The organism is Streptomyces sp. BE303, assembly GCF_036290945.1.
Lineage (GTDB): Bacteria > Actinomycetota > Actinomycetes > Streptomycetales > Streptomycetaceae > Kitasatospora.
Genome location: NZ_JAQYWZ010000125.1, coordinates 1 through 282 on the forward strand (window position 1 = coordinate 1; position 282 = coordinate 282).

Here is a 282-nt window from a genome sequence, read left to right on the forward strand (position 1 = left end):
AGGCATCCACGTGCAACGCCACCTGGTCGAAGGCATCCGCGAAAACCGGGAACGCCTCGTACAACCCCCGGCCCATCGACGCACGCTGCGCACCCTGGCCCGTGAACAGGAACGCCACCCGGCCCGCCCGTGCGGTGCCGAACAGACCGCCCGCACCGGACACCACCGCATCCAGCCCGGTCATCAGCTCGTCGGTGTCACCGGCGAGCACCACCGCCCGGTGAGCGAGCGCGGCACGGCGGATCGACGCCGCGCCGAGTGCCACCGGGTGAGCAGCGCCCA

1 protein-coding gene is annotated in these 282 nt (G+C 72.3%); it reads right to left on the bottom strand.

Going from position 1 to position 282, the window contains the following annotated elements; genetic code table 11:
* Positions 1–265 (bottom strand): hypothetical protein (locus PUR56_RS00495; RefSeq protein ID WP_329947376.1); only part of this gene is annotated, 265 nt, incomplete at its 3' end.
* Between the last annotated feature and the right edge of the window lie 17 nt (positions 266–282).